The organism is Pseudoselenomonas ruminantium, assembly GCF_900142515.1.
Taxonomy (GTDB): Bacteria; Bacillota; Negativicutes; order Selenomonadales; family Selenomonadaceae; genus Selenomonas_A; species Selenomonas_A ruminantium_D.
Genome location: NZ_FRBC01000021.1, coordinates 36,949 through 63,683 on the forward strand (window position 1 = coordinate 36,949; position 26,735 = coordinate 63,683).

Genomic DNA, 26,735 nt, shown 5'->3' on the forward strand with positions numbered 1-26,735 from the left:
AGAAATAGTATTTGACTTTTTGACTTTATTCTGTATAATAGAACTTGAAGATGAAACTTAACCGCGAAGTTACGGAGGAATACATTATGGGACAGGAAAAATATACCGCAAAAACCATGGCGGCGTTGCAGGCTGCCCAGCAGATGGCGGCGATGCGCTACCAGCAGGAGATCACTTCCCTGCATGTGCTTTTGGCATTGGCCAAGGAGCCGGAAGGATTGTTGAACGATATCTTCACGGAATGTCAGACGGATCTGCCGATGCTCAAGGCTCGTTTGGAACAGGAACTGGGCAAGATCCCGAGTGTCCGCGGCACAGACCGTCTTTCCATGGGGATGGATATGGTGCGGGTGCTGGCACGGGCCGAAGAGTTTGCCAAATCCATGAAGGATGAGTATCTTTCGACGGAACATCTGCTCTTGGGCCTGGCTGTGGATGGCAGCAGTGATGTGCAGGCCATCTGCAAAGAGTTCAAACTGACCAAGGGCAATATCCAGAGCGCCATCAAGAAATACCGTAAGCAGAATGTCACCAGTGAAAATCCTGAAGAAGGCTATAAATCCCTGGAAAAATTCGGCCGGGATCTGACGGCAGCTGCCCGTCAGGGCAAGCTTGATCCGGTGATTGGCCGTGATGAAGAAATCCGCCGGACCATTGAAATCCTTTCGCGCCGCACGAAGAACAATCCGGTGCTGATCGGTGAACCGGGGGTGGGCAAGACCGCGATTGTCGAAGGACTGGCTCGCCGCATCGTGGCAGGTGATGTGCCGGAGTCGTTGAAGAATAAGACGCTCTATTCCCTCGATATGGGCTCCTTGATTGCCGGAGCCAAGTTCCGGGGCGAGTTTGAGGAACGGTTGAAAGCGGTACTCAATGAAATCGTCAAATCGGACGGCCAGATCTTGCTCTTTATCGATGAAGTGCATACGGTGGTGGGGGCTGGTGCCGCCGAAGGTGCCATGGACGCGGGCAATCTCCTGAAGCCCATGATGGCTCGCGGCGAACTGCGCTGCATCGGTGCCACGACGCTCAACGAATACCGCAAGTATATCGAAAAGGATACAGCATTGGAGCGCCGCTTCCAACCGGTGATGGTGGGCCAGCCCAGCGTGGAAGACACCATTTCCATCCTGCGCGGCTTAAAGGAACGCTATGAAGTCCATCATGGTGTGCGCATCCGTGATGCGGCGCTGGTATCGGCGGCCGTATTGTCTGACCGTTATATCTCCGACCGCTTCCTGCCGGATAAGGCCATCGACCTGGTGGATGAAGCCGCGGCTAAGTTGCGCACGGAAATCGAATCCATGCCGGCGCCCATTGATGAAATCCGCCGCAAGATCATGCAGCTCGAAATCGAGGAGCAGGCCTTGAAGAAAGAGACAGATGCGGCCTCGCAGGAAAAGCTGGCGGATATTACCGCTGAAAAGGAGAAACTGCAGGCGGAGGAAAATACCCTCAAGGCAAAATGGGACAGCGAGAAGCAGGCCATCTTGCGGGTGCGGGCCATCAAGAAGGAAATCGATGATGTCAACAGTCAGATGGAAAGCGCTGAGCGTGCCTATGATCTCAATCGTCTGTCGGAGCTCAAATACGGCAAGTTGCCGCAATTGCAGCAACAGTTGAAAGAAGAAGAAGAACGCATTGCGGCCCGTGCGCAGGGCGAATCCCTGCTCAAGGAAGAAGTGGGCGAGGAAGATATCGCCAAGGTCATCAGCTGCTGGACGGGGATTTCCGTCAGCAAGATGCTCACCGGCGAACGCGAAAAGCTCATCCATCTCGAAGATGTGCTCCATGAACGGGTAGTTGGCCAGGACGAAGCTGTGAAAGCTGTCAGCGAGGCTATCCTGCGGGCCAGAGCCGGCATCAAGGACCCCAACCGTCCAATTGGTTCCTTTATCTTCCTTGGCCCCACGGGCGTGGGGAAGACGGAGTTGGCCAAGACACTGGCCGAAGCCCTCTTTGATGATGAGCGCAGCATGATCCGCATCGATATGAGTGAATACATGGAGAAACACAGTGTGGCTCGTCTGATTGGTGCGCCTCCGGGATATGTGGGCTATGATGAAGGCGGTCAGCTCACAGAAGCCGTGCGTCGCCGTCCTTACAGCGTCATCCTGCTGGATGAGATCGAGAAGGCTCATCGTGATGTGTTCAATGTGCTCCTGCAGATTCTGGACGATGGCCGCCTGACTGATGGCAAGGGCCGCGTGGTGAACTTCAAGAACACGGTCATCATCATGACCAGCAACTTAGGCTCCCATGAAATCCTCAACAAGGATTATGAAGAGGCACAGAGTGCAGTCAAGGAAATCCTCAAGGATTACTTCCGCCCGGAATTCCTGAACCGTGTGGATGATATCATTGTCTTCAAGGCACTGGCCAAAGAACAGGTCAAGAATATCGCCGGCATCCTTTTGCAGGCTTTGGGTGAGCGTCTGCAGCGTCAGGTCAAGATTACCTTGGGATGGAACGAAGACGCGCTTGTCGCTTTGGCCGATCAGGGGTTCGATCCGAACTTTGGGGCCAGACCTTTGCGCCGCTTGCTGGTGCATACCGTGGAAACGGCTCTGTCCAAGGCCATAATCCGTGGCGAGGTACAGGAAGGTGATACTGTGAATATTGGTTTTGAAAATGGCGAGTTTACCTTCAAGACGGCATAAATACTAAATAGGAAGTTGGGACGCAGTGCGAAATCATTGTTTCGCACTGCGCTTTGTGCTATAATATCGACGTGTGTTTCTAAATGATAAATAAACATCTATGGATGGTGAGAAAATGAAAGTTACCAAAGAAGATTTGCAGAATGTAGCTGTTCTTTCCCGTCTGGCAATTCCCGCCGACCAAGAAGAAAAGTACATCGGCCAAATGGATAAAATCCTGACTTATATGGATAATCTTGCCGAACTGGACACGGAGAATGTCAAGCCGACCACCTATGCTCTGCCCATGCAGAATGTGTTCCGCAAGGACGAAGTGAAAGAGTCCCTCGACCGTGAGGCTGCTCTGGCTAATGCTCCCTTGAAGGAAGACGGCTATTTCAAGGTTCCGAAGGTTCTGGAAGACTAAGGCAGGAGGATTGAACGTGAGATTATATGAAAAACCGGCTCATGTACTTCATGACATGCTGGTGAATAAAGAGATTACAAGCGTAGAGCTCACGGAAGACGTGCTGGCTCGCATTGACGAAGTAGAAGGGGATGTCAAGGCTTACCTGACCATCACCCGTGACGAGGCACTGGCTCAGGCCAAGGCTGTGGATGAAAAGATTGCCAATGGTGAAACGATTTCCTTCCTCGAAGGTATCCCGGGCGCCATCAAGGACAATATCTGCACCAAGGGCATCAAGACCACCTGCGCTTCCAAGATCCTGGAAAACTTCGTGCCGCCTTATGATGCTACAGTCATGACGAAAATCAAGGCCGAAAATCCGGTTATCCTGGGCAAGCTCAACATGGACGAGTTCGCTATGGGCGGTTCCACGGAAAATTCCGCTTACCATCCGACCTGCAACCCCTGGAACACGGAATGCGTGCCCGGTGGTTCCTCAGGCGGCAGCGCTGCTTCCGTGGCTGCTGGTACGGCTATTTGGTCCCTGGGTTCCGACACCGGCGGTTCCATCCGTCAGCCGGCATCCTTCTGCGGCGTGGTTGGCCTGAAGCCGACCTATGGCCGTGTTTCCCGCTATGGCCTCGTGGCCTATGGTTCCTCTCTGGACCAGATCGGCCCTGTGACCCGTGATGTGACGGACTGCGCGAACATCCTCAACATCATCGCCGGCCATGATGATATGGACTCCACTTCCAGCGTAGCTGAGGTGCCTGACTTCACCAAGGCGCTGGTGGAAGATGTGAAGGGCCTCAAGATTGGTCTGCCGAAAGAATACTTCGTCAAGGGCATGGACCCCGAAGTGGAAAAGGCTATCCGCACGGCTATTGAAACGTACAAGGAAATGGGCGCTGAAATCGTCGAGATTTCCCTGCCGCATACGGATTATGCCATTTCCGCCTATTACCTGATTGCTCCGGCAGAAGCTGCTACCAACCTGCAGCGCTATGACGGCGTAAGCTACGGCGAGCGCGTGGATGGTGAAGACCTGGTTTCCATGATGACCAACACCCGCACGGAAAAATTCGGCGAAGAAGTGAAGCGCCGTATCGTTATCGGCAACTACGCTCTGTCCGCCGGTTACTATGATGCGTATTACCTCAAGGCCATGAAGGTGCGTACCCTCGTTGCTGAGGACTATGCCAAGGCCTTTGAACAGGTTGATGTGATTCTGGCACCGGTAGCGCCCACCACCGCCTTCAAGATCGGCGAAATGGCTGGCGCCCCCCTGCAGATGTACCTGCAGGATGCCTGCACGGTACCTTTGAACCTGGCTGGCCTGCCGGGCATCTCCATTCCCTGCGGCATGAGCAGCAAGGGAATGCCCATCGGCATGCAGCTCATCGGCAAGGCCCTGGACGAGGAAACCATCATCCGCGCAGCTTATACCTATGAGCAGAGCCAGGATTATCACACGAAAATGCCGCAGCTGGGAGGTAACAACTAATGAAGTACGAAGCCGTCATTGGCCTGGAAATACATTGTGAATTAAAGACGAAAACCAAGATTTTCTGCGGCTGCGCCACGGAATTCGGTGCTGACCAGAACACCCATGTATGCCCGGTGTGCCTTGGTATGCCCGGTGTGCTGCCCACGGTAAACCAGCGGGTAGTGGAGTTCGGCATCAAGGCCGGCTTGGCTACCAACTGCGAAATCAACAAGTACAGCAAGTTCGACCGCAAGAACTACTATTATCCTGACCTGCCGAAGAACTGGCAGACCTCCCAGTATGACCTGCCCATCGCAGAGCACGGCTGGGTGGATATCGATGTGAACGGCGAAAAGAAGCGCATTCGCCTGACCCGTATCCATATGGAGGAAGACGCTGGTAAGCTCGTACACTCCGGCACGACCATCAAGGATTCCAATTCCAGTAACGTGGACTACAACCGTACCGGTGTGCCTCTTCTCGAAATCGTATCCGAACCGGATATGAGCTCCGCTGAGGAAGCACGTGCTTACATGGAAAAAATCAAGGCCATCATGGAATACATCGATGTGTCCAACTGCCGCATGGAAGAAGGCAACCTGCGTGCCGACATCAACGTTTCCCTGCGCCCCGTAGGCACGAAAGAGCTCGGCACCCGCACGGAAATGAAGAACATCAACTCCTTCAAGAATCTCGAAGACGCCATCAACTACGAAATCGAGCGTCAGACGGAAGTTCTGGAAGACGGCGGCCATATCGTGCAGGAAACCCGCACTTATGACCCGGCTCGCGGCATCACGCTGTCCATGCGCAGCAAGGAAAATGCCCATGACTACCGCTATATGCCGGAACCGGACCTGCCGCCCATTGTGACCAGCGAAGAAACCATCGAGAAGTACCGCAGCGAGCTGCCGGAACTGCCGGATGCCCGCCGTGCCCGCCTCGAAGAGGAATTCGGCCTGTCCGATTATGATGCCGGCATCATCACCAGCTCCCGCGCCATGGCTGAATACTTTGACGCTGTGGTAGCTACCGGTGCCGATGCCAAGCTGGCTGCCAACTGGATGATGGGCGACCTGCTGAAGAACCTCAACGATGAGGGCATTGATATCAGCAAGTCCCCCGTTGAGGCACAGCGCCTGGGCGAGATGATCCAGCTCATCATGAAGGACACCATTTCCGGTAAGATTGCCAAGAAGGTCTTCAAGGAAATGTGGACGAACACCGACAGCCCGGAAAAAATCGTCAAGGACAAGGGCCTGGTACAGATTACCGACACCAAGGCCATCGAAGGCATTGTGGACGAAGTTATCGCCAACAATCAGAAGGCCGTTGACGACTACAAGGGCGGTAACAAGAAAGCCATCGGCGCTCTGGTGGGGCAGGTCATGAAGGCCTCCAAGGGTAAAGCTAACCCGCAGATGGTCAACAAGCTCTTGGCCGAAAAATTAGGCTGATTTTTATAGGATACAGAAAGGGGATGCCAGCGGGCATCCCTGTATTCTCTTTTGGGGAGGAAATTATGGCAGAAGGAAAAGAAAAATTACCCGGTGAAACCTATTGTTTTGCCTGCGGTCCGGAAAATCCCATCGGTCTGCATTTGGATTTTCATTTTGCGGATGACAAATACATTGCCGAAAAAGCTCTGCCTCATGAATACCAGAGCTATGACGGTGTGGTTCATGGCGGTATTGTGACCACCATGCTGGATGAGGCCATGGGAGGCTGTCTGTATTCTGCCGGGGAAAAGGCCGTAACTGCCCGTTTGGATGTCCGCTACCGCAAGCCTACCCCGGTAGGGGAAGCCCTGACCATCACCGGTTGGGAAGAAAGCCGCCGCGGCAGCTTTGTCAATATGAAAGCCACGATTGCGCTGGCAGATGGCACAATCACAGCTGAGGGTACGGCTAAGATGGCCTTAGTGGATTGATAAGGAAGGTGCACTGGATTATGCAGTATAAAGCCGCCATCTTTGATCTGGATGGCACATTGATTGACTCTTTAGCCGATTTGGCCGACAGTGCCAATGAAATGCTGGACAGCTATGGTTTTGCCCAGCATGATATAGATGCTTACCGTTATTTTGTAGGCAACGGTTCCCGCAAGCTCATTGAGCGCTGCCTGCCGGCGGACAAGGCAAAGGACAATGCGTTCGTTGATGAGGCTTTGGCTCGCTATAAGGCCTGCTATGATAAGAACCTTACCCATAAGACTGCATGCTATGCAGGCATTGAGAAAATGTTGCGCGCTTTGCAGGAAAAAAACATTCCTTTGGGAATATGTACCAATAAGCATCAGTCAGCTGCGGATGAAATCTGCCAGAAACTCCTGTCTGCGCATGACTTCGTGGAAATCATCGGCGACCGCGCAGGCTTGCCTCGCAAGCCGAACCCGCAGAAGGTGCTGCTGATTGCGTCGAAAATGGGCGTTGAACCGGCAGAAGTGGCTTATCTGGGTGACACCAGCGTGGACATGGATACGGCGGTGAACGCAGGCTTCCTGCCTGTCGGCGTGACCTGGGGGTTCCGTCCCCGGGAGGAGCTGCTGGAGCATGGTGCCAAGGTTTTATTGGACAGCCCGGAAGAACTGCTGACCAAAGTTGTATTTTAAGTTTCAGGATTGTAAGGATATTTAGGAGAGGAAAGACAGATGAGCAAAAAAGTTCCCGTGGAAAAAGGAAAAGCTTATGAAATCGCAATCAACACGCTGGGAACCAGCGGCGAAGGAGTGGGGCGCTATCAGGACTTCACGGTGTTCGTGCCCTATGCTCTGCCGGGAGAAAAAGTGCTGGCGATCATTGACGAGGTGAAGAAGACCTATGCCAAGGGCCATGTGAAGGAAATCCTGACCAAAAGCGCTGACCGGGTGGAGCCCGTCTGCGGCATTTACGACAAATGCGGCGGCTGCCAGCTCCAGCATCTGGATTACATGGCCCAGCTGCAGGCCAAGCGCCAGCAGGTAATCGATGCCGTCACCCGCATCGGCAAACAGCCGGACTTGCGGGTGGAGCCTACCATCGGTGCGGCCACGCCTTGGAATTACCGCAACAAGATGCAGTTTCCCATCGGCCGGGACAAGGGCAAGACCATTATCGGCTGCTTTGCTCAGGGCAGCCATGAAATCATCGACACCACCGACTGCCATATCCAGAAGGAAGGCAATAATGAAGTGGTCAATGCCGTGCGGGAAATCATCACCAAGCTGAATATTCCCGTCTACAATGAGGATAAGCATAATGGCGTCCTGCGCCATGTGGTAGGCCGCGTAGGCAAGAACGGCGATATCATGGTGGTCATCGTCACCGCGACCACGAACCTGCCTCGGGAAAAGGAATTCGTGAAGATGCTGCGGGCTAAACTGCCCAAGGTGGTCAGCGTTCATCAGAACATCCAGACCTATCGCAACAACGTGATCATGGGCCGGGATACCAAACTCCTCTGGGGCCGTCCCACCATTCAGGACAGCATTGGCCGTCTGACCTTCCACATCTCGCCCCGTTCCTTCTTCCAGGTCAACACCAGCCAGGCAGAAGTTCTCTATAACAAGGCGCTGGAATACGCCAACCTTTCCGGTCAGGAAACGGTTATCGATGCCTACTGCGGCACCGGCACCATCACGCTGTTCCTGGCCCAGAAAGCCCATAGCGTCATTGGCATCGAAATCGTCAAGCCTGCCATCCTCGACGCCCAGAAAAATGCTCGGGACAACAACGTGCGCAACGCCGAGTTCATCGTAGGCGATGCCACTCAGGTTATGCCCCGGCTCTACAAACAGGGTGTGCGAGCCGACGTGGTAGTGGTAGACCCGCCCCGTGCCGGCTGCACGCCCACGGTGCTCGAAACCTTTGCTAACATGCAGCCGGAACGCATTGTCTACGTTTCCTGCAACCCCGCTAGCCTCGCTCGTGACATCGCCATCCTTGACGAAATGGGCTATAAGGCCGTAAAAGTGCAGCCGGTGGATATGTTCCCCTGTACTTCGCATGTCGAATGTGTGACGTTGCTACAACGGAAAAAATCGTGAAACTCTTTGATTTCACTTGCTTCTGGCCATATTTTGAGTTCAAGTTAAAGCCCGATGGAGGCCGTGAAAAAGTGCATTTTTCAGGCTTTCGAGTGGAGCTACGATTACATATGGTATAAGGAAACATATTAAAATATAACGCATAATTTGATAGGTTCGCTAAAAAAGCAACCGACTGATATCAGTTAAATGATATTAGTCGGCTGCTTTTTTTATACGAGGGGGGGATGCTTATGAATGTAAAAAAATAGACCGGCTCTAGCACCTGCCGGTCTTAAAAGAAATATACCATATCGCGGAATTTCAATTTCTTATATCCTAAAATCCCGAGATTTTTTAACCTACGGGATCCTCAAATCCTAAGGCCTTGAATATCTCATGTTGTTCCTTGCTAATTGGCTGAACGATACGCTTACCATTCAACCGGGCTACGCGGAGCTTGCGTACCTTCAAGAGCATTTCATGCATGGTGTAGGTCTTGTAAAGACCGCCACGCAGCATCCGCTGGTGAAGTTCACTGATAAGCAGCAAGGCAATAAAGCTGATGAACAGCTTGTTTTCCATTCGCTCATTGTTATGGACACGCAGACGATTTAAATCTAGTGTGTTCTTCAGTCGGGAGAAGCTTTTCTCGACAACATCTTTTGTTCTGTAAATGGTCAATTATCTTGTTGCGGCGGGAAGCGCCGCAGTGTAATGGTCTGTAATGGTTTGAGAGGAATACATGGACACCGTGTAGAAAATAAGCAGAAAGATGATGGGGCGATGTTAATAATTAACATCGCGAGGAGGGAGGATGCTACGATGGCTAAATACTACGATGGTTGTCCCCGGTGTGGCAGGCGGGATTTTGGGGAGATACTACACTGCAAGAGGTGCAATACGGATTTTTGCACGAAGTGCCAGGGGAAACGGAAGCTGGCTGATGGTACAGAATATGCGTGCTGTCCCCGGTGTGGTGCAGAAATTGACGATGACGATACCGTAGTCGTTGTAACGACCGAGAAAGAAAACATCAAGAACAGATAAAGTGTATCTTTGTATAGTGTAAACAAACAGATAATACTAAAAATGGGAAATTAAGCTGATTTTTTGCAATAAGTGTTGACATCACCTCCAGAATATATTATATTACCTATCAAACAAATGTGTAATAGACTATGGGGGTGCGTTCTATGAGTCATCAGCTTTGGAATCTTATTAACGAGTTGCAGTCAGAGAAATATGAATGGGTAGATTTAAGCCATTCCTTGAACAATGACAGCCCTTACTGGGCAGGTATTCCTGAAGGGTCGGTGGAGCTGTCCAAGACAGTATTTGACTGGGGCAATCCTATACTTGAATGCCTGATTCAGACCTTCAAATTTCCGGGGCAGTTCGGTACGCATATTGATTTCCCTGGTCATTTCGTCAAAGATGCGCCTCTATCGGAAAAATTTGGTGTCAGGCATATGCTTTACCCGCTGGTCGTAATAGATATCAGCGATAAGGTGCGCGAGGATGTGCATTACGCTGTTACGGTGGAGGATATCAAGGCATTTGAAGCAAAATATGGGGATATCCCGGATGGAGCTTTTGTAGCGTTGAATGCCGGCTGGGCAAAGAATTGGCCGGATATGAATAAACTATCGGGGATAGATAAGGACGGCAATGAAAATGCTCCCGGCTGGTCGCTGGAAGCATTGAAGTATATCTATGAGGTGCGCAATGCGGCAGCCAATGGTCATGAAACCTTGGATACCGATGCCAGTGCAGTTGCTGCCGCTGCTGGTGACCTGGCCTGCGAGCGCTATGTGCTCAGTAAAGGGAAACTGCAGATTGAGGTGCTAAATAATCTGGATAAAGTAGCACCGGTGGGAGCATTGCTGTTCGCCGCTTGGCCAAATATCGAGCAGGCCACCGGTTTGCCGGTTCGTGTGCTGGCAATTACGCCCCAAAAATGATTGGCTGAATGAGAAAAGAGTCTTGCGGATGCAAGGCTCTTTTCGGTATACCAATGTTAATAATTAACGTCGGCAATGGGGATGTTCTGATGCACTATCGGATATATCCCAGTTTCTTCATGCTACAGTATCTTTTCTCGCCGATGATAACATGGTCTACTACAGGAATGTCCATAATTTTGCCGGATTTGACCAGTTTACGGGTAACGGAAATATCTTGTCTGCTTGGGTCGGGGTCGCCGCTGGGGTGGTTATGGACAAGAATGATAGACGTACCTTCTTTTTTACAGCCTCTCTCCACATAGAAAAAGACACTGGTGCTTGCAGTGCCTACTGTTGTATGGTATGCTGTTGGAACTGTCAGCATAAATGCGGCATGATGACTTAGATGATGTGGAGGATATTGGTTTGTTGAGATTTGAAGGCGAGGATTATCCCACGAGATTGATTGCGTTTGATTTGCCTGAAATCAGCGGAAAACACTTGATTTCAGTAGACAGCCTGGACGTTGCTCTTATGACTAAAGACGGCTGTTATGTCTCGGAGGAAGCGCGGGCCGTTGATGAAAAGATTTTCGTCTATGTTCCGGACAAGATGATTGATGCTGAGGAGAATACTCTCATACAGTATGTGAAGGAAATGGTTGCATAAAGTGCAGCCAGGTTTGACCTGCGTCGATGTTAATTATTAACATCCAATAAAGGGATGGAAGTCCAGTAATCTGGTATTTCATTCGCATTGGTAAGTGGATATCGTTATATAGAGAGAAAGAACCAACACTCCGAGGGATGAAACCTTCGGAGTTTTTGCTGTATAAATGATAAAAATGGTTGAAGGTCTAATAAATTCTTAAGAAAGAACTAAACAGATTCTAATAAACAGGTGATAAAATTTATCAGTATTTATATGAAACTTAGAAAATAGCACTGCAGATGCTGTGCAGCCAAGAATTTTGGTGAAATGGAAGAAAGGGTGTCAGATTAGTGGAAGCAGAATTAAATGAGGTACAGGAAGCGAAAAATGAGCCAGTAGACAAGGGATGGTACAGTTATTTTCTATGGGTGAATTGGTTGGTTACATACGCAACTTTACGGCAAGATACAATACAAGTGCTTATTGCAAGTGTTGCCTACGCGCTGATAACCTTTTATGTGGCCTGTCGGAGCAAAAGCCTACAGTTTTGTCTGAAGATGCTCCCGGGAGTATTACTGAGCATGTTCCTAGCTTTAAAAGGTTTTGAGTTGATTGGGGGAGTGGCCTTTGGAATAGCACTCATTGCAGCATTGTACTCAAATAGGAAGCGGTTCAAGATGTATGGGAAATACAAGCCCTTTATGGCCTTTTATGGCTCTCTTGTGCTTATGTGGATTGGGTTCGTTGGAATTCCCTTCATCGCGCTGATGCTGGGCAATATCGGTCAAACTGTAACTTATACAACACCCCGCTGGGTGGATATAACCTGGAGCATACTGACCTGCTTAGCTTTGTGGTGGCTGTTTCATAGGGAACAAACAAATGGCCGCAGATTTTGGGAAACAATGCGAATTTTGTATCTTTTTCCTATAGTATTTGCGATACTCCTAATCGATTGGGCTACACTGATACCAATAAAATTCATCTCCGGCAAGAGTACTTTGGGGGATGATGAACATGATTATTTTGCATGGGAAAGCTAGAATATAAGTAAAAATAGCCAAAGAAGAAATAGTATATGGAGTTATTGCACCACTAGGAGATGATTAAATCATGAATACTTTTTGGAAGCGATTTATTATAATAGGACTTCCTATGCTTGTTCTTATGACAATAAAATATTCCAATAAAATAGAAAGCTATACCCATAGTCAATTGCCTATAGTTGCTGAAAAAAATATCACCAGCTGGCAATCGGCGAACTTAAAGCAAGATGATGGTAGGATGCTCAGCCTTGAACTGCCTTTTAAACTTGACAAACACATGGATTTGTCATCAAAGGGAGATCCTAACCTTAAAAAAGCTGAAAGCTATACTCATGAGGGGATGGAGGGCGGAATATTTGTTGTTGCTTACCATGGTGTTGTGTCGGATCCAAATATCAAAGTAAATTTCAATAAGCGGACTTTCATGTCTAGTTTTAATAACAGTGAGAAACAAAAAACAGAAGTTCAGTCACTTGAACCGCGAATAATAAACGGACAAAATGTGACTTACGCGAAAATAAAGTATGCTGTTGATGATGAAGAATGGGAGATGCAAGGACTTGGTATAAATGAGAGCAACGAATTCTGGAAAATAATGTGCTGCTATCGTGCAGATAATGATAAAGCTGCCCAAAATGCCAAACACACTATAGAGTCTCTAAAAATACAATAATCATGACAACACTAAAAAGTACCATTTCACAATGGGGAGTTGCCGCGTAATAATGAGTATAAGGTGTGTAGAATAGAAGGATTTCAAATGGATGATAGAAACGAGAGTCCCTGGGGAGTTTTGATATTTTTAATTATTTTGCTTGTGGTGTTAGGGCGAGGATACTTTGTGGAAGATGAGGTTTGCGAGAGGGATATCAGGGAGATGTATTCTATTTACGATTCCTTAGCTGTTCCTGAACAGACCGTTGAAGTTAAACTGCATGATAGGAAAAAGTGGGGGAGTTCTGTTTCATTGGATGCAGAATTTGCAACTTCCTTATCCGATGATGAAATTAGAGACTTTTACATGCAATATTTAACTGAAAATGGATGGGATTATCATGAGAAAGATAATAGATATATGAAAGATGGATTGAGACTTGTTGTCAGGAAAAAGAAAGAAGGAAAGTACTCTATAGGAATAGTTAAGTTTTATAACTATAGACTTGCCAATGTGAAAGAGTAAAGTGTTAGAAAAGGTGGAGCATATGAAAAAGGTTAATTTCAAGTATTTTCCAAACATATATGAAGATGACGCTTTGATTCATGCAGAGGGAGTATGCCAATGCTGCGGCAAGAATGTATATGAATATATCGATACACTGTATTCCCAAGATGATGTTGACTGCATATGTCTCCAGTGTGTCAGTGATGGAAGTGCCGCGGCAAAATTTCACGGCGATTTTATTGAAGATGCAGATCCGGTAAGTGATCCAGCTAAGCGGGACGAATTATTTCATAGGACACCAGGGTACCTTTCCTGGCAGGGAGAATACTGGCTGGCATGCTGTGATGATTATTGTAAGTATATTGGATATGCAGGAATCGAAGAACTCGAAAAATTGGGATGTAAAGAGGAAATTCTCAAGGAATATGTGGAACGTGATCCATTAATCCCTATAGAAGATTTAGAAGAATGCTTAAATAAAGATGGATATATGCGTGGATATTTATTTCAATGCCTGCACTGTGGAAAATATCATTTGTGGGTTGATATGGATTGATGAAAAATGAGCGGAGATTGATAAATCGATGAGCAGCAATAACGTAAAAAAGAAGTTTTATGAGGATATGCAATCGTTTTATGACCAGCAGGATAAATATAATTTTTTGTATGCAATATCTAAATGTGAAATAAGAGAATATTTGCGGGGGGATGGGAAATATAGGAAATACTCAGCCTCTGATTTTTACATTGCCTATGAACCTACGGATACATGCAGGGTGATAAAAGATGTCTTTTATGCAGAAGCAGCTAAAGTGGGCGCCGTAGATATGTTTTTTGATTATCTGAGACAGATGGCTGAAGAATCAGCATTGGGGGCGTATTTATCCTTTGATTACTCTAAATTAAAGAATAAGGAAGGACAGGTGGTTTAAAATGAAATATGAAATTATGCACTCAGAGGCTTTTCCAATTGTAAAATGTCAGCTGGAGCGAGGTGAAAAACTGAAGGCAGAATCAGATGCTATGATAACGATGTCAGCCACTATTGATGTGGAAGGCAAGATGAATGGCGGATTGTTATCTGGACTTGCTCGGAAGTTTTTGACTGGTGAAAGTTTCTTCTGTCAGGAGTTAATTGCGTCCAGAGGAGCAGGTGAGGTACTGCTGGGACATTCTCTGCCCGGTGGCATACTTGATTTAGCATTGAATGGCTCTTATGGCTGGAGAGTGCAAAAAGGCAGCTATATGGCAAGTACAGAGGGAATTGAGTTTGATACAAAAATGCAGAACCTGTCTAAGGGACTGTTTTCAGGGGAAGGTTTCTTTATATTAAACGTTAAAGGAAGTGGAACCTTATTTGTAAGCAGTTTCGGTGCAATTCATCCCCTAAGTCTTGCTGATGGAGAAGAAATCATCATTGACAATGGAAATCTGGTTGCATGGCCGGACTATATGGATTATACAATCGAAAAAGCTTCCAGCGGATGGATATCTGGGATTAAGTCAGGGGAATGTCTGGTGACGCGGTTCCGGGGGCCGGGCACGGTATTGATTCAGACAAGAAATCCCAGTGGTTTTGAAGCATGGATTCGTTCGATGGTGCCGGTAAAATAACGGTGATGTGTGCAGGAGACGCAGGATGAACAATAAGATCAATTCATCATATCCGAAAATTGGAAACGCGGAAATTGTAAGAGCGGAAAAGCTTTTAGGAATCAGGCTGCCGGAGAGTGTGAAAAAGTTCTATTTGGAAAATAATGGCGGCATGCCGGAGTGTGATGTTTATATTAGCGATGGCTATGCGTATATGGTGAATTATTTTATGCCGCTAATTCTTCCCGATGGGCTGGATGACACAGTGATAGCCACCAAAAGACTTATTGATGACGTGTCACCAAGCTGGTTTATTCCTATTGCCGATGATGGAGGAGAGCTGCTTTATGGTTTCAGTACAGCTGACGAAGAGCCAGGAGCCATTTACTGCTGGATAACGGATTGTGAGTGCAATGAAATTCCGGAGGATTATAATCCAGACGATTACATGGTGTATCTAAGTGGAAATATACAGGACTTCATCGAGGGTATGATAAAGGTCGAAGATTAATCGGACAGAGGCGGGAACATGAATATAGCGGAGACAAGGGCAAAACTGGAAGAAAGCCATGTGCCTAAGGATATGTATAGCTTTGGCTGGACAACCTCGGAAATGATGTGCATCGAGTATAAGAAGAAACAGTGGGAGGTTTATTACAGCGAAAGAGGCTCTAAGTGTGGTGTCAAGACATTCAGGAAAGAAAATGAAGCATGTAAGTATTTCTATGACATGGTAATGCAAGATTTTAAGCAGCATCAGGAATATCTTCTGCATTATAGAATAAACAAATTAAGACCACTCTTGGAAAGACCTTATCGGGAGAATGATTTGTTTTACCGGGATGATATGATTGTTCCGCACAGCAAGGAGGAATGGGACAGGCTTCAAAAGGAACACAATATAAAATTCCCGCTTGATTACATGGATTATATCAATGCGTATGGGCTGGGAGCGGTAGATAACGTCTTATGGATATATAGTCCGTGGTGTGAGATTGATGGCTTTAATTTATTTAAAGCTGGCAAAAAAGTCCTGGAGGCATATAGAGCTTCACTGAAAGACTTTCCTGAAGGATTGCTCCCCTTGGGAAGAACTAATAATGGAGTCGATATTTTTTGGCGGAATACGGATGAAGATCCAGATAAGTGGCATTTGATTGTATGTAAAGGATGTTCGGCTGAATTTTATGAATATGAGATGTCCATTACAGAGTTTCTAGTGGGAATAATAAAAGGGATAGTGCAGTGTGATGCCTTACCGGAAAATTGGAGTGGTGCAGGGCATTTGGAGTTTATCTCCTATAAGTAACAATCTGGATACAAGAAACATCAGGAATAAGGAATGTCGGGAGGTGGTTGGATGAAGTTTGATATAGCAGAATTACGAGAGCCGATGCGAATTGTTTACGATATACAAGGCAAGGGAATCTTTCACAGCCCGGAATATGTTGAGATAAACAATCCCTCACTGGAACAGTTGTTTGCAGTAATCGGTCTGCTAGATGGAGAAAATACAACGGAAGTATCCCTGGAGAGTGAAAATGCTGGCAAATGCATGATTATAGGCGGGGGCAATCAAGGGCTGTATAATGTGGTGTACAGCGAAGAGTATGGTAAGAGAAACTATACGTTGCTGAAGGAAAGATACATAGAAGGAAAAGTGCATAAGCTGGTATGTGGCGGCCAGATGGCAGATTTTGAGGATGAAATCTGTGTAGATTTAGACAAGGTAAAAGAAACTGTAAAGCACTATTATCGGGAGCAGGGCTTGTTTGATGAAAAATGCTGGAAACAGGAGTAGTTCCTTATAATGCCGATATGCACAGCGAAAATATTTAGGAGCGGTTTAATATGGCGGAAAAGATATGGTATAAGTTATTCGGAGGGAATAAAAGAGCATTTATACACTGGTATATCGTCATGTATGTTATATCAGTAACCCATCATGAATATCATTCAATAATGCATTTTTCCCTATAAAACTGATACCATATCTTTTCGCCAGAGATATTGGTGAATTGTGCTATAAGAGGGCAATGAAAATCAGCAATCCACAGGTACAAATATCAGAAGAATTTAAGAAACTGATAATAGAGGATGGCATAGCATCTCTATTCGGACTGGTGATAGTATTACTTCTGGAACATATATCAGGGCAGGACTTGATTTGGCTTCTTATGTGAAAGGATATCGAATAGGCCTATGTGAAGCGAGGATAATGATATGAAAAATAAAGAATTATTACTTGAAGCAATAAATAATACAATAGTTGAACTGGAGAAGGCATATACACAAGAAGAACTGAGTAAGGGAATTTTACATTTAGTCTATAAATACTATAAAAGAGATAGAGAGATTTTAGAATCCGGACATGAACCATGGGATTCTGATGGCTGGGTGCTGGCAGGCGGCTGCCATGCATATGCAGATCAAGCTGGATATCAATATAAGGATTCAGAAGCAGTAGGGAACTGTATGCACCAGGCAGAAAAACTTATGAAGGAGGAAATGGATTTGGCGATAAAGGAAGGGAAATTTAAGATAAAAGATGCCTAAGCGGCATAAGATTATAATGCCTGACTGTTGGCGAAGTGTACTTGAGTAGAATCTAAAAGAAAAACTATAAATAAAGGGAGGGTTATAGACCATATATTTGTTGATTTACATAGTGAGAATCTGTATTTGGAAAAAGACAGAAAGAAATATATGCAGGAAGAGCCTCACAAACGCGTTTATAAAATAATCGATAAATATAAAGCGCAGAATGTTGAATTGACAAGTCAGAAAAATTAGGTTATCAATCATATTCCACTGAGAAGATTCCATTTTATCGGACAGCAGGATGGTAATAAATATTGTTTGTGAAATAGATACAATAATCTTGGAGGTAACTATGGGAATGTTTTTTTCAATTTATAAGCGGGTTACTGCAGTGCTGGTGTTGCTGTATTTAACGAATCATCTTCTGCTGGGTGGCGCTTCCTATGGCTTTGCAGATTATACAGGATGCTATGCAATCGGGGAGAGTGGAGATTATTTACCGGTTTCAGCAGTATATTACTATTTTGATTTCATAACATTTTGGGGATTTGGTCTGCTTGCGTTGTTAAGCCCATGGATAATTTGGAACTCCTTGAAATCTACGTACAAAATCATACAGCAAAGGATAAAGCATGAAAAGAATAAAGTGAGAGTGGCCACGGGGATGGAATATGCGTTATACGTTGGTTGGTATTTTCCTGGTATAATTAAATCGTTTCTGAAGAAAAAGGGAGACTGGCAGCAGAAATGGCAAAAATTGTGCATGGAAAATAATGTAACCAAGTTGTTGGTTTTCGACTCGGGGATAGCGTTTTACTTTTGGTGTATGTTGTTTTTTTCATATATTGTAGGGATATATCATAAGTTCGCAATATAACTTTCTTTATAGTTAATGCGATTTTTCATTCACAAAAAATATTATCGGTTTACTATCTTATCTGGCCTTCAAATCGTTCAACATCCATCATATAATCAGTGGAGGCAGAGACATCTGTAATGGTGGAGATACAAACGATTGGATTGGAGAAAAAGATGATTGATTTACATATACATACTTGTGCTTCAGATGGGACGGATGACACCCGCAGCCTGTTGGAACGGCTTAGACAAGCAGGGATAAAGACGTTTGCTGTTTCTGACCATGATACTGTGGATGGTATTTCGAGTATAGAGCCTTTGGTTCCTGAGGATATGATGTTCATCCGGGGAATTGAGTTTGGATGCATTACGGAGGTAAGGAACTGCCATATTCTGGGGTATGGTTTTACGCCAGTGGCGAAAGCCTTTGTGCGGATACTGGAAAAAGCCTGTCAGAAAAAACAGGAGGTTATTCATAGGCATATCGGCTTTATTGCCAGCCAATATGGAATTAAGCTTGAAGAGGAGCTTATACAGCTGCAGGGAAATGGTGATTGGAAGCAGCGACTGGGTGAGATTTTGGTTTCCATGGGGAAAGCCGATGATATAAAAATGGCTATTGAAAAGTACATCAAACCATGGCAAACTAATGATATACGTTTGGAGGCACGGGAAGCGATAGAGGCCATCCTGGCGGCTGGTGGCATTCCGGTATGGGCACATCCCTATGGCGGCTATGGCAAACGTGACATGGATGACGAAGAATTCAATAAACAGCTGCATATCCTTATGGATGCAGGTTTGCAGGGGCTGGAGTGCTATTATTCAGCCTTTGACCAGGAACAGGTTGAAAAGTTGCTGGCCACAGCCCAAAAGTATAATCTGCTTGTTAGCGGCGGCAGTGATTATCATGGGGATAGGAAGAACATACAGCTTGGGACGCTGAATGCTTATGGCAAGATAGTGACGGAAGAAGAACTTACCATTGTGGACGCATTAAAACAGCGACAGAATAGATGAAATGTCCCTATGTAATGCTTAGGTAATGGTTTTGTAATCTAAGAGTGGCAAAAGATGCCGGCTGGCAGCAGGTTCCAAGGGTTCCTGCCCGATGTGGTAACGGCACCAAGTTTCATCATCCGCAAGCATACGGAACGGGAGCTTACCCTTACCGATTACGTTGATGACGGCGTGCTTACGGCAAGACAGCGGGAAATCATACTGGGGGCCATCCGGGACAGGAAGAACATCATCGCGGCAGGGAAAACCAAGTCGGGGAAGACCACGTTCCTAAACGCCATCCTGGCAGAAATATCCAGAAGCGATGACCGGATTGTGATGCTGGAGGATACAAGGGAACCGGACGTGTAGTAGAGGAGATATTGAGCATTGACGGCTATGACGGTGAAAAAGGCAGATACATAACACATCCATTGCAATAAAAAGAAATAGCAGAAGGGCTCCGAGGCTTAAGTTCCTCGGAGCTTTTTTGTAAATACAGTCTAAGAAACTGTTAAGGAAAAATTAATCATAGTTTAATGATATTGTAATATAATTTTTTTGTATTTACATGAAAATGAAAACAAGTAGCAATAGAAGCTGTTAGGAGAACGGAAGATGAGGATGGCAGGTAGGGAATAATGAAAAGAATAGATGTGAGTTTCTCGCTGGAGACTGAAGCTGTATTAGGAAAAATGATTGGCAAGGAATTTTAATTTGTTTTGGTAAGTTAGAAGATGTAGCAATATTCAGGCTGCAACAGGCTGATAAGGAATATGGTAATTATAAAATAGCTTTTGCATAGTTCGGAGGTAGAAAATTGATAAAACTGATTGAAAAAATGATGTATAAGGAAGATATTGCGTACTGTGAAATTGTTAATATAGATACATGGGAAAGGATATGTCTGGGCGATCGGTGGAGACTTCATCCTAATGATCTAATCAGGATGAATGAAGAAGAAAATGATCTAAAGGGGTTGTACAGATGTACGGAAGGAAAACCATTGCCGCGACATTGGAGGCAGGGTGACGTTAAAATGCTCGTTTGCTTACCAAGGGAAAATTTAATGGTAATGTTTTATTACTATGCCTATGGAGAATTAAAAGATGAAATTAAAAGAGGTAAAAGATTTGATGCCGAGCTGAAGAGAATTGTGGCTCAGGCATCATGATATAAAAATGGAGAATAAGAATGGCATATAAAAATGAACATATCTTTTTTCCCTTGGTACAAAAAGCCAGAAAGAAAAAATGCTTAGACAAACTTTTAGCAGGCAGAGGTGAATGGTTTGTCGTACAGACGGACATGTTTGGAGATTTTCCAGGACGGCCTACGGCAGTCAATGACATATATATTTTTGGCATTTATCCAATTTACAAGAATGGAGATGCCAGTATTGCTCAGGAAACAGAGGATGCAATCGTGAAAATATGTCAGCAGAAGTATGATGATGATGCGTATTTGGCTGCACACGCTCTGTACTATCATATATCAGGGAGTGGGCCGCTGTTTCCCATGGATAAAGATCGGCTGCAGACGGCAATTCGGGAATGTATAAAGCGGGATGAAGAGAAACTAAAAAAATGCAGCAAATGGGTGTATACGCTGCATGATACCAATGGCCCAAGAGACTTGTATCATTTCCTGCAACTGCAGAATAGTATATACCTGCCACTGGGAGTTGACTTATTTGAAGAAACTCGTATAGAACACGAAGAAACTAATGAGATTGCAGAGATACTACAAGGAAGACCTGTGGATGAAGAACTGCTGGTAGAGTATCCGGGAGGTACGATTGTATCTGGAGTGATAGATGAGATTCGCGAGAATTATGATTATATAGGAATGGATGAACCCCTATACCGGAAACATGAAGACTATATCTTACATGTACATGATGTAATTCAGGATGGGAGAGAGGAAATAGGGCCAGGACGGTTACTTGCTCTTAATAGCCGTGAGAAGCCAAAGAGAATTATGGATAGCAATGGGAATGTTATATGGGGGGCTCCACGTAACAAATATAAGGGTAACAGACGGAGAAAGGGGATAAACATGTTGAAAAAAATAGTAGAAATAAGTATGCGATATAAGATATTGATGCTGGTTTTTCTGATTCTCATAGGTGTCGGAGCATTTTATTGGGGATATTCATTGGTAAATCAGGATACTAAAGCGGACAATATGGTTGTTGAGACAAATACCGAGAAAAGCACAACAGAAAGTTCCGTAGAGACGGCCAATACAAAAGCAGAGGAAGATTTAGAAAAAATGGCCAGGGAACTTGACGAACATAAGAAAAAAGTGGAAGAAGACAAGTCTATAGGTACAAGAACAAACGGAACGGTGAAAGTTGCACCGCCTAAATTTGAAGCACCTAAAGACTTGAAGGTCAGACAGGCTGATTTTAAGGATTAAGCATAAGACGGCAGAATGGTCTACGGTTTCGTATGTAGGTTCAAGATGAGAGAAGGGTGGCAGAGTGGCGGATACTTCAGTGGCATATAAATGTCCGAACTGCAGTGCCCCGTTGGAATTTCAACCTGGTACGCAGAAAATAAAATGTGAGCATTGTGATACGGAACTCGAAGCAGCAGCAATAGAGGAGCTGTATCGGGCTAAAGAGCTGATGGCGGCCCAGGCAGCAGATAACGAAGATATAAAGTGGAACAAAGCTAATGCGGAAAAATGGAGTCACGAAGAAGTGGCATCCATGAAGATGCTTGTCTGTGAATCCTGTGGAGCAGAAATCATTGCGGATGGCAATACTATGGCTACCGAATGCTGCTACTGCGGTCATGCAGTTATGATACCACAGCGATTTAGTGGTTCGTTGCGGCCTGATTATATTATCCCCTTCAAAACGACGAAGGATGAGGCCATGAAAGCAATATCGGAATTCTATAAGGGGTTGTGGCTGCTTCCAAGTGGATTTATGACAAATAATCGGATTGAAACTGTTCAGGCCATATATGTTCCATTCTGGCTCTTTGATTCCTTTGTAAACACGTTGGCCAGTTTTCATGCTAAAAAAATACGAGTTTACACGGATGGAGATGAAACGGTGACGGAGACCAGTCATTATGAGTGCCTGCGGCAAGGGAATATGAGTTTTGACAAGATTCCCGTAGATGGCAGCGAAAAAATGAATAATGACTATATGGAAAGTATCGAGCCGTTTGACTACGCAGATATGGTTCCTTTTACCAATGGTTATATGACAGGCTTTTTGGCGGATAAGTACGATGTAGATGCCGAGGTAGCAATGCCAAGGGCCGACGAACGGGTAAAAGAAAGTACTATTGAGAAACTGAAGGAATCTGTACAAGGGTATGAAAGTGTTGAGTGTACGGATTCCGTAATGCATAAAATCCAGGGCAGTGTATCCTATGCCATGGCTCCGGTGTGGATAGTTACCAGTCGTTATAAGAACAAAATCTATACGTTTATGATGAACGGACAGACAGGTAAAGTCGCTGGGGATCTTCCTGTGAGCTGGATAAAGACAAGCCTGTTTTTTATCTTGACATTTGGTGTTTTCTGGGGGATTTTATATTACATAATCAAGATAGGTTGGCCTTATATTGGCGAATATGTACTTATGTGTATACCGATAATTCTATCAATTGTTTTATAAGCATACACAGGAGGGAAATATGACCGGCGATGATTTTGTAAAACTATGTCATGATGAAAAAGAAAAGTTGATGAATGATTATTTTGAGGAAGAATCTAACCTTGCGGTATCGAATATAATCAAAAAAATGATTCAATCTGGGACAGACAAGAAGGAACTTGTTAAATTAATCGATGAAGTGCTGAATGAGAGCTTTTACACAATGCTGTTGGGATTGGATGGAGAGTGTTCACTTGGCGACCAGCAAAACAGCTACAAGCTGTATGATGAGGATGGGCATTGCTTAAATCCATGTGGAGAATTAGAGGAAAGTGCCTACAGCTACTTTATGGAGCAAGAAATATAGCAGAAGGGCGGTGTAAATATGAATGATATTCTATATAGAGGTAGAGTTAACGGCTATACATCATTCGTGAAAAATATTACAGTAATTATTCAAGCATTGTGTTTGGTATTAATCCTGTTTCAACCGACAGCATTTGCAGCCAGAATTGACTCTCCAATGGACTGTTATAATGATGAGGTCGTTGACCAGGCAAAAATATTGACCAGGGAACAACGTGATAAATTAGAAGTTAAAATTAAAGAGGTAGAAAGAAAACAAAAAGTAAGAATTGGCGTTAATATCATAAAGAAATTGCCTGATGGTACGGAGATTTCTACGTATGCACATAAAATACTGGATGAAAGATATAGTGATGCTTCCAATGGCGAGATTCTATTGCTGGTGGATATGGAAAACCGAAAATGGTATATCGCCACCAGTAAGAAAATCAAGAAAAAAATTACGGATGGCAAGGGCATAGATAAGCTGAAAGAGAGCTTTCTATCCGACTTATCCAATGGCAAGTATATGGATAGTTTCACTGCCTTCACGGAAGGGGTAGATAAACAGCTGTCTGGAGATGATGAGGAAAAAGATAGTGATCCGGACAGATATAATAAGATTTATGCGGCGGTGGCCGGAATATTAGCTTTTATTATAGCAGTAATCTCTACCGTGCTGTTGGTAGACTGTATGGGAAATGTTGCACCAGCCAAGGAAGCGAATGATTATTTGAAAAAAGATAGCGTAGATATTACGAATCAAAAGGATACCTTTGTTGGTATGACGGTTGTCCGTGTGAAAAAATCCAGCAGTTCGAGTGGTAGCAGCAGTAGTAGTGGAGGTGGCGGAGGAGGCGGCAGCTTCTGATGACAGGTGAGCGAAGGGGGAAAACATATGATTCGAAGCAATAATGGCCAAATTGCTATATTCGGTAAAAGTGGATATGGGCACTACTTTGGAGGAAATACGTGGAAAATGCCAATCTGTTCAATCTGTGATGAGCCTTATCATCAGATACTGACATTAGACACTAAGGATGAACAATTAAACTGGCTTGAATGCTCATTAAAGGAACTCCCTTTAATATCTTGTGTAAATTGCTCTACCTGCTGAGAGAGGCAGTTTTATCATATCGATGAGAAAGATAGGGCAGTAAATATGCTAGAGGTTGCTACCGCAGATGCATGGCAACAAGATGAGGAAGATAAAATTGAATATCCATTGCCTGTACGGAGATTGAAAATGGAGCCGTTAGAATGCTTCGATGATGAAGAAATCATTGAAAGCATGGGGCGTGATTATTTCTGCAAACTGGGTGGTAAACCTGTATTCTTGACTGATCCCATAGAGATGTGTTGCAAAGAGTGTGGGAGAAAAATGCAGTATGTAGGAGTATTAACAGGCAGTGATTTTGAGAACATTGAATTGCTGAATGGCGTAGATTTCTATTTTGGTGACATGTTTTTGTATTTCTATTATTGTGATGCGTGCGATGTAGTAGGGGTTGATTCACAGCCATTATGAAGAAGGATATTGAAACAGATGAGGCTGACCAATATGGCAGATACAGATGGAACTATACAATAGACTCCGAGAATAAAATTATTTGTAAGAGGTGTCTGGCGTATTAAAAGGTGTTCTACTGAAAGAGAGAGTTTTGATGAAGAAAACTATGCCGAGAATTTATCAAGAGTGGCTTGATAATAATCCTATAGGTGTTATGTGGGAAAACGGAATCAAAATATATGGCTCACAAGAGTTGGAGGAAAGAAATATTACTTTTGAATGTGATAAATATTTACCTCTGTATGTAGCGGTGGGTGATGATAGCGGAGATGCGTTATTTTTTATGCAACGTGATGTGTCATCTAAAGTCGTATATGCAAGCGATGTTGGAGATATGACGGAAGCAAATATGGTAATCGTAAGCAATGATTTTAACAAATGGATTAAAGGAATAAATGAAGCAGAAGAATTGGATAATAATGGTGATTACTGTGCGGTTTATATAGAAAAGATACCTGAAACTATTACGGATGTAATTCATATTAAAAAATATCTCCGATTAAATTTATCGACAGGTGAGATAATGAAAACATTAAAGAAACAGCAACCTGTTCTGCTGCTTCCAAGAATTCATAAATGTAAGTTGCGAGTTTTAATGAGAGGGCATGAAGAATTGCTTAATTATCTAAGTTTGAAATGAGTTGCTATTCTTGAAAAGATGTGTGGCCGTTTATGTGATATTATCAAATGCATTATGCAGAGAGAATGGATGAATTATGGATATAGAGGATATATATGCTTTTGTGATGATTCGTTACAGCTGGTTTGTCCAAAAGGTATGCGATGATTAAAATAATGGATGAGGGATTACTTATGATAGATTATGACGGCTCTGGAGTAGCGCTTTTAATAGTGGAAAAAACTATTGTTTTTATTTCGATTTTTATTTTAATGTACGCAGGTAATAAAAGGAACTGGAAGTGGTATAGGTTATCCGAAACATTGGATAAAAAGACATATCTTACACGATGGAAATGGTTAATGCTTGGTTGCTTTCTGGTATTTATGATAAATAAAAATATAGAAAATGCTTTTTTATATATTACGTTATGTTTAGCTACTGCTGTGCCGGTTTACTCAATAATGCTGGCTACGATAGTAAAGAGAGCATCAGTATTGCAATATAGACAATTGATTATAGTTGCAGTGATTGCATTTATGCCTATTGGTGTAATTTTATCTCCTTGTATTTATGGGCTGGCCTGTCTTAGCCTGTATTATTTACCTGAAAAAGATGGCGCTGCATGTTTATGTGATTAGTTCTTGTTATTATTAGAATGGATTATTAGGAGTTTAGATATGGTGCATGAAGATACATATTTGGTTTTCTTAACTATATTTAGTTATATATTTGCTTTTATAATGCTATGGGTCGGTACGGAGTTGAAATTGCCATGGCTAGACTTAGAAAGGCCTATGTCGAGAAGAGAGTTTTTAGGATGGTGGTGGAAGATTTTACTACTGATGGGAGGGACCATCCTGTTGGAAGCAACAATAGTGGTGGCAGTAGAGTCATTAAAAGATACAAATAATGGTCCTATGTCAAGATTTAGTACAACATAAAATGAGAAATTTTAATTATTTTCAACTTACCAATCGTGATTCTCTAGCAACGCTCGCATTGTAAAGTTTTTCAAAGTCATCTGGCGAAAGATATCCACAATGGCTGTGAATCCGCTTTGTGTTATAAAATGCTTCAATATACTCAAAAATTAGGCTGTGAGCATGATTAAAATCCCGGATTCTAAAGCGGTTCAGCCATTCACGCTTTATCAATGCGTGAAATGACTCGATACAGGCATTATCCCATGGATAAGCTTTCTTGGAATAGCTCCGCTGCATTCGTGCGGTGGCCTTCTTATATTCTTT

Annotated in this window: 35 protein-coding genes; 32 read left to right on the top strand and 3 right to left on the bottom strand. The window is 44.5% G+C overall.

From position 1 onward, the window contains the following. Positions 1-86 precede the first annotated feature (86 nt). From clpB to rlmD, 7 genes are all read left to right on the top strand, one after another. Positions 87-2,660 carry an ATP-dependent chaperone ClpB gene (clpB, locus tag BUB68_RS10665; protein WP_073091134.1) on the top strand — a complete coding sequence of 858 codons (2,574 nt, stop codon included), beginning with the start codon at positions 87-89 and terminating at the stop codon, positions 2,658-2,660. A 115-nt stretch (positions 2,661-2,775) separates the two neighbouring features. Continuing rightward, a complete protein-coding gene (gene gatC, locus BUB68_RS10670) occupies positions 2,776-3,066 on the top strand; it encodes an Asp-tRNA(Asn)/Glu-tRNA(Gln) amidotransferase subunit GatC (RefSeq protein WP_073091137.1) in 291 nt (96 codons plus the stop codon). 16 nt (positions 3,067-3,082) lie between these two features. Then, the gene (gene gatA, locus BUB68_RS10675) at positions 3,083-4,552 is read left to right on the top strand and encodes an Asp-tRNA(Asn)/Glu-tRNA(Gln) amidotransferase subunit GatA (RefSeq protein ID WP_073091140.1); all 1,470 of its coding nucleotides are present in this window, start codon (positions 3,083-3,085) and stop codon (positions 4,550-4,552) included. Further along, positions 4,552-5,991 carry an Asp-tRNA(Asn)/Glu-tRNA(Gln) amidotransferase subunit GatB gene (gatB, locus tag BUB68_RS10680; RefSeq protein ID WP_073091143.1) on the top strand — a complete coding sequence of 480 codons (1,440 nt, stop codon included), beginning with the start codon at positions 4,552-4,554 and terminating at the stop codon, positions 5,989-5,991. Before gatA ends, gatB begins: the two co-directional genes overlap by 1 nt. A 65-nt stretch (positions 5,992-6,056) precedes the next feature. Next, positions 6,057-6,464, top strand: coding sequence for a PaaI family thioesterase (locus BUB68_RS10685; RefSeq protein ID WP_073091226.1), 408 nt, complete (start codon positions 6,057-6,059; stop codon positions 6,462-6,464). 20 nt (positions 6,465-6,484) lie between these two features. Beyond that, entirely contained in the window at positions 6,485-7,144 is a 660-nt protein-coding gene (locus BUB68_RS10690; protein ID WP_073091146.1) for an HAD family hydrolase, read from the top strand. Between the two features lie 39 nt (positions 7,145-7,183). Beyond that, entirely contained in the window at positions 7,184-8,557 is a 1,374-nt protein-coding gene (gene rlmD, locus BUB68_RS10695) for a 23S rRNA (uracil(1939)-C(5))-methyltransferase RlmD (RefSeq protein WP_073091149.1), read from the top strand. Positions 8,558-8,893: 336 nt separating this feature from the next. Here rlmD and BUB68_RS10700 read toward each other — a convergent pair whose 3' ends face one another. Beyond that, positions 8,894-9,220 carry a transposase gene (locus BUB68_RS10700; protein WP_073091151.1) on the bottom strand — a complete coding sequence of 109 codons (327 nt, stop codon included), beginning with the start codon at positions 9,218-9,220 and terminating at the stop codon, positions 8,894-8,896. 141 nt (positions 9,221-9,361) lie between these two features. Here BUB68_RS10700 and BUB68_RS10705 point away from each other — a divergent pair, with 141 nt between their 5' ends. Beyond that, positions 9,362-9,586 carry a hypothetical protein gene (locus tag BUB68_RS10705; RefSeq protein ID WP_073091229.1) on the top strand — a complete coding sequence of 75 codons (225 nt, stop codon included), beginning with the start codon at positions 9,362-9,364 and terminating at the stop codon, positions 9,584-9,586. A 146-nt stretch (positions 9,587-9,732) separates the two neighbouring features. Then, positions 9,733-10,500 carry a cyclase family protein gene (locus tag BUB68_RS10710; protein WP_073091154.1) on the top strand — a complete coding sequence of 256 codons (768 nt, stop codon included), beginning with the start codon at positions 9,733-9,735 and terminating at the stop codon, positions 10,498-10,500. Between the two features lie 94 nt (positions 10,501-10,594). Here BUB68_RS10710 and BUB68_RS10715 read toward each other — a convergent pair whose 3' ends face one another. After that, entirely contained in the window at positions 10,595-10,867 is a 273-nt protein-coding gene (locus BUB68_RS10715; protein WP_073091156.1) for a JAB domain-containing protein, read from the bottom strand. A gap of 41 nt (positions 10,868-10,908) precedes the next feature. Here BUB68_RS10715 and BUB68_RS10720 point away from each other — a divergent pair, with 41 nt between their 5' ends. The 23 genes from BUB68_RS10720 to BUB68_RS10830 all read left to right on the top strand — a co-directional run bounded on the left by BUB68_RS10720 (position 10,909) and on the right by BUB68_RS10830 (position 26,429). Beyond that, entirely contained in the window at positions 10,909-11,151 is a 243-nt protein-coding gene (locus BUB68_RS10720; RefSeq protein WP_073091232.1) for a hypothetical protein, read from the top strand. Between the two features lie 332 nt (positions 11,152-11,483). Next, positions 11,484-12,176 carry a hypothetical protein gene (locus BUB68_RS10725; protein WP_073091158.1) on the top strand — a complete coding sequence of 231 codons (693 nt, stop codon included), beginning with the start codon at positions 11,484-11,486 and terminating at the stop codon, positions 12,174-12,176. 70 nt (positions 12,177-12,246) lie between these two features. After that, complete coding sequence (locus BUB68_RS10730; protein ID WP_073091161.1) at positions 12,247-12,852, top strand: hypothetical protein; 606 nt, start codon at positions 12,247-12,249, stop codon at positions 12,850-12,852. Positions 12,853-12,939: 87 nt separating this feature from the next. Beyond that, positions 12,940-13,359 (top strand): hypothetical protein, encoded by a 420-nt coding sequence (locus BUB68_RS10735; RefSeq protein ID WP_073091163.1) that lies wholly within the window; start codon positions 12,940-12,942, stop codon positions 13,357-13,359. 22 nt (positions 13,360-13,381) lie between these two features. After that, positions 13,382-13,897 carry a CbrC family protein gene (locus BUB68_RS10740; protein ID WP_073091166.1) on the top strand — a complete coding sequence of 172 codons (516 nt, stop codon included), beginning with the start codon at positions 13,382-13,384 and terminating at the stop codon, positions 13,895-13,897. A gap of 28 nt (positions 13,898-13,925) precedes the next feature. Next, positions 13,926-14,273 (top strand): hypothetical protein, encoded by a 348-nt coding sequence (locus BUB68_RS10745; protein ID WP_073091168.1) that lies wholly within the window; start codon positions 13,926-13,928, stop codon positions 14,271-14,273. 1 nt (position 14,274) lies between these two features. Continuing rightward, complete coding sequence (locus BUB68_RS10750) at positions 14,275-14,955, top strand: TIGR00266 family protein (protein ID WP_073091171.1); 681 nt, start codon at positions 14,275-14,277, stop codon at positions 14,953-14,955. 25 nt (positions 14,956-14,980) lie between these two features. Then, on the top strand, positions 14,981-15,445 hold the full coding sequence (locus tag BUB68_RS10755; protein ID WP_073091174.1) for an SMI1/KNR4 family protein: 465 nt from the start codon (positions 14,981-14,983) through the stop codon (positions 15,443-15,445). An 18-nt stretch (positions 15,446-15,463) separates the two neighbouring features. Next, positions 15,464-16,243, top strand: a complete 780-nt coding sequence (locus tag BUB68_RS10760) for an SMI1/KNR4 family protein (RefSeq protein ID WP_073091178.1) — start codon at positions 15,464-15,466, stop codon at positions 16,241-16,243. Between the two features lie 51 nt (positions 16,244-16,294). Continuing rightward, the gene (locus tag BUB68_RS10765; RefSeq protein ID WP_073091181.1) at positions 16,295-16,735 is read left to right on the top strand and encodes a hypothetical protein; all 441 of its coding nucleotides are present in this window, start codon (positions 16,295-16,297) and stop codon (positions 16,733-16,735) included. 422 nt (positions 16,736-17,157) lie between these two features. Next, complete coding sequence (locus tag BUB68_RS10770) at positions 17,158-17,490, top strand: hypothetical protein (protein ID WP_073091185.1); 333 nt, start codon at positions 17,158-17,160, stop codon at positions 17,488-17,490. Between the two features lie 337 nt (positions 17,491-17,827). Continuing rightward, on the top strand, positions 17,828-18,352 hold the full coding sequence (locus tag BUB68_RS10775; protein WP_073091188.1) for a hypothetical protein: 525 nt from the start codon (positions 17,828-17,830) through the stop codon (positions 18,350-18,352). A gap of 155 nt (positions 18,353-18,507) precedes the next feature. Then, positions 18,508-19,353: a PHP domain-containing protein gene (locus BUB68_RS10780; protein WP_178139512.1), complete on the top strand. Its 846-nt coding sequence runs from the start codon at positions 18,508-18,510 to the stop codon at positions 19,351-19,353. 54 nt (positions 19,354-19,407) lie between these two features. Continuing rightward, entirely contained in the window at positions 19,408-19,704 is a 297-nt protein-coding gene (locus tag BUB68_RS10785; RefSeq protein ID WP_073091194.1) for an ATPase, T2SS/T4P/T4SS family, read from the top strand. Between the two features lie 448 nt (positions 19,705-20,152). Further along, positions 20,153-20,506: a hypothetical protein gene (locus BUB68_RS10790; protein WP_073091197.1), complete on the top strand. Its 354-nt coding sequence runs from the start codon at positions 20,153-20,155 to the stop codon at positions 20,504-20,506. 20 nt (positions 20,507-20,526) lie between these two features. Beyond that, a complete protein-coding gene (locus BUB68_RS10795) occupies positions 20,527-21,753 on the top strand; it encodes a hypothetical protein (RefSeq protein ID WP_073091199.1) in 1,227 nt (408 codons plus the stop codon). A gap of 64 nt (positions 21,754-21,817) precedes the next feature. Next, positions 21,818-22,972 (top strand): TFIIB-type zinc ribbon-containing protein, encoded by a 1,155-nt coding sequence (locus BUB68_RS10800; RefSeq protein ID WP_073091202.1) that lies wholly within the window; start codon positions 21,818-21,820, stop codon positions 22,970-22,972. A 19-nt stretch (positions 22,973-22,991) separates the two neighbouring features. Continuing rightward, on the top strand, positions 22,992-23,318 hold the full coding sequence (locus BUB68_RS10805) for a hypothetical protein (RefSeq protein WP_073091204.1): 327 nt from the start codon (positions 22,992-22,994) through the stop codon (positions 23,316-23,318). A gap of 18 nt (positions 23,319-23,336) precedes the next feature. After that, on the top strand, positions 23,337-24,167 hold the full coding sequence (locus BUB68_RS10810) for a TPM domain-containing protein (protein WP_073091206.1): 831 nt from the start codon (positions 23,337-23,339) through the stop codon (positions 24,165-24,167). A gap of 291 nt (positions 24,168-24,458) precedes the next feature. Then, on the top strand, positions 24,459-24,824 hold the full coding sequence (locus BUB68_RS14900) for a hypothetical protein (RefSeq protein ID WP_081371966.1): 366 nt from the start codon (positions 24,459-24,461) through the stop codon (positions 24,822-24,824). 136 nt (positions 24,825-24,960) lie between these two features. Next, complete coding sequence (locus BUB68_RS10820; protein ID WP_073091209.1) at positions 24,961-25,506, top strand: hypothetical protein; 546 nt, start codon at positions 24,961-24,963, stop codon at positions 25,504-25,506. Between the two features lie 173 nt (positions 25,507-25,679). Beyond that, entirely contained in the window at positions 25,680-26,126 is a 447-nt protein-coding gene (locus BUB68_RS10825) for a hypothetical protein (RefSeq protein ID WP_073091211.1), read from the top strand. 39 nt (positions 26,127-26,165) lie between these two features. Then, a complete protein-coding gene (locus BUB68_RS10830) occupies positions 26,166-26,429 on the top strand; it encodes a hypothetical protein (protein WP_073091214.1) in 264 nt (87 codons plus the stop codon). 21 nt (positions 26,430-26,450) lie between these two features. Here the strand turns inward: BUB68_RS10830 and BUB68_RS10835 are convergent. Beyond that, the coding region (locus BUB68_RS10835; RefSeq protein ID WP_143188156.1) for an integrase core domain-containing protein at positions 26,451-26,735 on the bottom strand (285 nt) is incomplete at its 5' end.